Genomic DNA, 3,547 nt, shown 5'->3' on the forward strand with positions numbered 1-3,547 from the left:
AGCGTCGCGCTCGGATCGCGGGTGATCAGATTGACCAGGCCGGCAGACGCGGACTTGCCGTACAACGTGCTCTGCGGCCCGCGCAGCACCTCGATCCGCTCGACATCGGGCAGATCGGTGAACGCGCGCGCCTGAAACGCCAGCGGCACTTCATCGACCAGCACCGCGACGCTCGATTCGACGCCGATGCCGAACGCGAACGTACCGACGCCACGCAGCGAGATATTGGAGTTCTGCGGCTGTTCGGCGGGGCGCACCACCAGCGAGGGCGCGATCTTGCCGATGTCGGTAAAATTGCGCACGCCCGCGCTGGCGAGCTGCGCCGGGGTCACCACCGCCACCGCGAGCGGCACTTTCTGCACATTCTCGGCGCGCTTGTTGGCGGTGACGATGATCTCGCCGGTCTCGTCGCCTGCCACCGCGGCGGTGGGGCCGCCGGGCGCGGCCTGATCAGGCTGGGTCAGCTGCGCCGAGGCGGTGCCGCCGGGGGCAGGCTCGGCCGGAACGGATTGGGCGGGAACGGGCCCCGACTGAGCCACCGCCGGGGCGGCGGACAGCATCGCCATGACGATGGCGGACATCGCGGCGGAAGTGCGCAACTGCATCAGGATCCTCCCTTTTGCCGATCTGGGTCGGCTGCTCACGTCGATGACATACCAACTGGCCTTACCAACGACAAGCGACAATTCGCGATCGGTCGGACAACCCGGCACGCAGGATAGCGTGAAGGTGGAAAAACGGTCGTTGCTGGCCGCCCCGCGTTGGCCCGTTTCGCGGCCTGTGCTATCGTGCAGCGCCTTCCGGGAAGATCCGACATTGATAAGACCACTTCGCGCCGCGCCCTCGATCCTGAAACCCGATGGACGCAAATTGTACCAGCAGGCCGCCGCCGCGATCGCCGCCGCGATCCAGCGCGGCGATTATGGCCCGGGGCAGCGGATTCCGTCCGAGCGTGACCTGGCCGAGGAGCATAAGGTCAGCCGCCCGACGATCCGCGAGGCGCTGATCGCGCTGGAAGTGACCGGCCTGATCCGCTCGCGCCACGGCTCGGGCATTTTCGTGGTCGACAATCCGTCGAGCGATGTGCTGTCGCTCAGCCTGGATATCGGCGCATTCGAGCTGACCGAGGCGCGCCGCCTGTTCGAGGGCGAGGCCGCCGCGCTCGCCGCGCTGTCGATCACCGATGCCGAGGTCGATCAGTTGCAAAGCCTGATCGAGGACATGGAGCGCGAAAATCAGGCCAATGTCAGCGGCGAGCGGGCCGATCGCGAATTTCACATGGTGATCGCGCGCGCGACCGGCAATTCCGCGATCGTCAGCGTGATCGAGGCATTGTGGGACGCGCGTTATACGTCGCCGCTGTGCAAGCATATGCTGGAACGCGCGCGCAGCGTCGGGGTGCAGCCGCGCATCGACGAGCATCTCGATATCCTGCAGGCGATGCGCGCGCGCGACCCCGCCGCCGCGCGCACCGCGATGCGCGATCATCTGGGCCGGGTCATCGACGGGCTCCTGGAAGCGACCGAGATCGATACGATGGAGCGCACACGCGCCGAACTGGAAGAAAAGCGCAGCAAGCTGGCGCGCCGCGCGTCAATCTGAGACGAGTAACGGGAGCGGCAGCGACGCGACGGGGCGCTGATTATGCCACCGTCACCGTCACGCCCTCGCGTCCGTCATGCGACGTCCGCTCGCCCGCGCCGCCGTTGACGATCAGGCGGCGCGCGTCGCCCGGCGGCAGCAGCAGCGTCACCCGCGCATCGCCGAACGTGCCCGGCCCGTCACGACGCACCGTGGCCCGCACGGTCGCGCCATCGGCCTCCGCCACGACATGCCAGCGATCCGCCGCGCCGTCGTGCCGCTCGCCGCCGTCCTCGAACGCCGCCCACGCCATCGCCCCCTCGCGCGGCGGGAACAGCCAGATGCCGCGGGCATAGGGCGCGGGGCGCCAGCCGCCACGTGCGAGATCGACCAGCATCGCCGAACCGGCGCGCGCGAACAGCGGCGGCGGCGCATCGAGCGGGGCATCCACCTCGACCGTTGCGCCGCCGGCGACGCACCGACCGCTCCAGACATGGATCCAGTCCGCCCCGCGCGGCAGCCGCACAGCCCGCGTTGTCGCGCCCTCCTCCATCACCGGCGCGGCGAGCAGATCGGGGCCGAGCAGATGCTCGTCGCTTTCCGCCCACGCCAGCGGATCCTCCGGGAAATCGAGCCACACCGGGCGCACCATCGGCTGATATTCGGCATGATAACGATGCAGCAGATCGTAGAGGAACGGGATCAGCGTCTGCCGCAACGCCATCAGCCGGTGGATCGCGGGCAGCGCCTGCGGATACATCCACGGTTCGTTGACGGTGCGATCGTCGTTCCAGCTATGGATCGAGAAACGCGGCATCAGCACGCCCGCCTGCACCCAGCGCACCAGCAATTCGGGGGACGGCGCCGGGCCGGAGAAGCCGCCGATATCGTGCCCGCTGTTGGAAACCCCCGACAGCGCCAGCCCGATCGACTGGCGCGCATTGTAGCGCAGCGTCTTCCATTCGGTGCGATTGTCGCCCGACCAGGTCTGCGCATAGCGATGCAGCCCGGCCATCCCCGATCGCGTGACGACATACGGCCGCTCCGCCGGCCGCGCGGCGATCTGCGCCTGCCGCGACGCACGCATCATCAGCATCGGCAGCACGGGGCGCATCGCCGCCGCCGCGCGCGGAGTGCCGAAGCCGTGGACACGCGCGCGCGCATCCCACAGCTCATATTCGTTATTGTCGTTCCAGGTTGCCTCGATCCCCTGATCGAGCAGCGAGGCCGTTACCTGATCGCGCCACCAGCGCGCCGCCTCCGGCCGGGTGAAGTCGACATAGCTGCCGACCTCGTCCCAGAATTGCGCCTCGACCGGCTGCCCCTCGGCATCGCAGACGAACACCCCCGCCGCCGCAGCCTCGGCATAACGCGGATGGCTGACCAGCAAGGCGGGCTTGATGTTCGGTACCAGTCGCACGCCCGCTTCGGCATAGCCGGCGATGAACGCGGCGGGATCGGGGAATTTTTCGCGATTCCAGTGGAACACGTAGCGCTTGTCGCCGATCGACGTATAGCCCGACGAGAGATGGAATGACGTACAGCCAAGATCGTGCCGTTCGCATTGATCGAGGAACGTCGCCATCTGCGCCGCCGCGTCGGGGGCGTCGGTGTAGGTCATCGTCGAGCCGGAATAGCCCAGCGACCAACGCGGCGGCATCGCCGGTCGCCCCGTCAGCCAGGTGAAGCGCCGCGTCACCGCCACCGGATCCGGCCCGGCGATCATCCATAGGTCGACATCGCCGGCGTCCGCGACGACATGGCGATAGAGGCCGTGATAATTGTCGAGTTCGCGCCCCAGGTCGACGGTGACGTCGGCAACACTATCGTAGAATTCGCCGTGACAGCGCCCCTCGGCATCGGCGACGAGCAGATAGGGGATCGACTTGTAGAGCGGGTCGCTATGTTCCGCGTCAAACCCCCTCGGATCGACATTGGTCAGGCGGAAACGGCGACCGGCGCGGTC

Annotated in this window: 3 protein-coding genes; 1 reads left to right on the plus strand and 2 read right to left on the minus strand. The window is 68.1% G+C overall.

Features of this window, described 5'->3' with window-relative positions; translation table 11 throughout:
• The coding region (locus ACFDSW_RS15960) for a TonB-dependent receptor plug domain-containing protein (RefSeq protein ID WP_375251249.1) at positions 1 to 605 on the minus strand (605 nt) is incomplete at its 3' end.
• Positions 606 to 816: 211 nt separating this feature from the next.
• On the opposite strand from ACFDSW_RS15960, the gene ACFDSW_RS15965 reads away from it, so the two are divergent.
• Positions 817 to 1,602 (plus strand): FadR/GntR family transcriptional regulator, encoded by a 786-nt coding sequence (locus ACFDSW_RS15965; protein WP_375251250.1) that lies wholly within the window; start codon positions 817 to 819, stop codon positions 1,600 to 1,602.
• A gap of 40 nt (positions 1,603 to 1,642) precedes the next feature.
• Here ACFDSW_RS15965 and ACFDSW_RS15970 read toward each other — a convergent pair.
• A partial coding sequence (locus ACFDSW_RS15970) for a TIM-barrel domain-containing protein (RefSeq protein WP_375251251.1) occupies positions 1,643 to 3,547 on the minus strand: 1,905 nt, incomplete at its 5' end.

This window comes from Sphingomonas sp., from assembly GCF_042091075.1.
Taxonomy (GTDB): Bacteria; Pseudomonadota; Alphaproteobacteria; order Sphingomonadales; family Sphingomonadaceae; genus Sphingomonas.